Source organism: Candidatus Parvarchaeota archaeon (genome assembly GCA_016866895.1).
Lineage (GTDB): Archaea > Micrarchaeota > Micrarchaeia > Anstonellales > VGKX01 > VGKX01.
On the sequence record VGKX01000182.1, the window covers coordinates 1 to 2,102 of the forward strand.

Here is a 2,102-nt window from a genome sequence, read left to right on the forward strand (position 1 = left end):
ATATATTCAACATGCCCATAACCGCGCCCCATTCGATTTTAAATGGCGCGTGAAGATTATTTGTTTCGATTTTGTTAATACCATATTAACACTTTATAAACTTTTGTGCCAATAATGTTAACACGATATTGACATACGTGTGCAAAACACTTTCTTTTCAAGCGGGATGCTCAAAGAGGAATGTGGTGACAATGCCTAATGATTACGGGGCTGTGATTGTGAGGAGGGCAAAACAAACCGAAGATGGGAATGAACTTGTCCAGCTTTGCAAATACTTGAGAATACTCTCAGAAAGGGATACTGACAGAACAGTCACACACGTTGTGAAGGTTCTTGTAAGCCACGGCAGGCAGCCAATCGGAAGCACAGAGCTTTCAAAGGTATCTGGATTGAATCGAATCACCTGCATCCATCACCTGAAAAGGTTGCTTGATGCAGGTGTTGTTGAGAAAAAGGAATCGCAGTATATTTTTGCATTTGGAAATTTTGAGGAGTTCGTTGAACAGGCAAGAAGAGAGATGCTTGAAAATTTCAGGCAAATGGACCAGCTTGCAAAAAGAATTGATGAGGAGTTTAACTTGATAGAAGGGTTTGGTGAACATGGATATGGACAAATTGAAAAGGCAAAAGGAAGAGGAGAAAAGCAGGCACGAGCCACAAAGGCAAACCGGACAGTCGCCAAAAAACGATAAAGGCACAGCAGAAAAATCCAATCCGGTCGCCTTTGGCGAGCAAGAAAAGCAAGCCAGGGCAGCCTCTGACAAAAAGATAATTGAAAAACTTAAGGAGGAACTGCTTGGTGAGGTTAGAGATATGAATAAATTGCCTGAAGCGCACGAGCAAGGAAAAATTGCCGAACTTCAAGAAAAACTTCTGGCGGATGGCCATCTAGAATCAATAAAACAGCTTGCCGCTTCTAAAGATGCATATGCGAGGCTTGCTGCAGAGTTTGATAACTATAGGAAACGAAGTGAAAAGGAAAAGGCGGAAGCAAGAAGTGCAGGCGCAGCAAAACTACTCTTGCCATTGCTTTCGTTTGCTGATGAATTGGAGCTTGCCTGTAAATCCGCCACATTGGATAAAGAAAGTGGAGAAAACAACATAGCCGCCAATGAACAGGAAATAAAATTGAAGCAAGGGCTTGAGATGCTAAATAAGAAATTTGAGGCGTTTTTGCTTGCAAACGGCGTTTCAAGGATAAAGACAGATGGACAGGCGTTTAATGCTGAATTGCACGATGCAGTGATGCTGCAAGACGACAAGGAAGATAACATAATTTTATTTGAAATACAGCCAGGTTACATGCTAAACGGCTCTGTGTTGAGGCATGCGAAGGTTTGTGTTTCAAAAAATGAGGAAAAAGCGGGAAACAGACAAAAGTAGTATAATATTTCAAAAATTTGAGGTGTTGGAATATGGCGAAAATTATTGGAATTGACTTGGGAACATCGAACAGTGCGGCGTCTGTGCTAGAAGGCGGAAAGCCGGTGATAATACCTAGTGCAGAAGGCGTCACACAATATGGCAAGGCGTTTCCCTCTTATGTTGCCTACACAAAAGATGGCTCAAGACTTGTTGGCGAGCCGGCACGCAGGCAGGCAGTGACAAATCCTGAAGGAACGGTCATGGCTGCAAAGCGCAAGATGGGAACTGATTTCAGGTTCAAAATCCATGGCAAGGAATACTCCCCTCAGGAAATTTCTGCGGCCATTTTGCAGAAAATCAAATCAGATGCAGAAAGCTTCCTTGGGGACAAGGTGGCAAAGGCGGTAGTCACTGTCCCTGCCTACTTTGATGATAACCAAAGACAGGCAACCAAGGATGCTGGCGCAATTGCGGGTCTTGAGATTGTCAGGATAATAAACGAGCCGACTGCCGCAGCACTTGCCTATGGCCTGGACAAGACTGACAAGGACCAAAAAATCATGGTGTTTGACTTAGGGGGCGGAACACTTGACGTGACAATAATGGACTTTGGAAATAAGGTATTTGAGGTAAAATCAACCTCGGGTGACACCCAGCTTGGCGGCACGGACATGGACAATGCCATAGTCAAGTACCTTGTTGACTACTTCAAGAAAGATTCCGGCATTGAAATTACA

The 2,102-nt window shown here is 43.7% G+C and carries 3 protein-coding genes; all 3 read left to right on the plus strand.

The window, feature by feature from the left end; all coding sequences use genetic code 11:
- Nucleotides 1-191 precede the first annotated feature (191 nt).
- Nucleotides 192-692 (plus strand): hypothetical protein, encoded by a 501-nt coding sequence (locus FJZ26_05695; protein ID MBM3229901.1) that lies wholly within the window; start codon nt 192-194, stop codon nt 690-692.
- Nucleotides 601-1,383 carry a nucleotide exchange factor GrpE gene (locus FJZ26_05700; GenBank protein MBM3229902.1) on the plus strand — a complete coding sequence of 261 codons (783 nt, stop codon included), beginning with the start codon at nt 601-603 and terminating at the stop codon, nt 1,381-1,383. Before FJZ26_05695 ends, FJZ26_05700 begins: the two co-directional genes overlap by 92 nt.
- A gap of 32 nt (nt 1,384-1,415) precedes the next feature.
- On the plus strand, nt 1,416-2,102 hold a 687-nt coding region (dnaK, locus tag FJZ26_05705), incomplete at its 3' end, for a molecular chaperone DnaK (protein ID MBM3229903.1).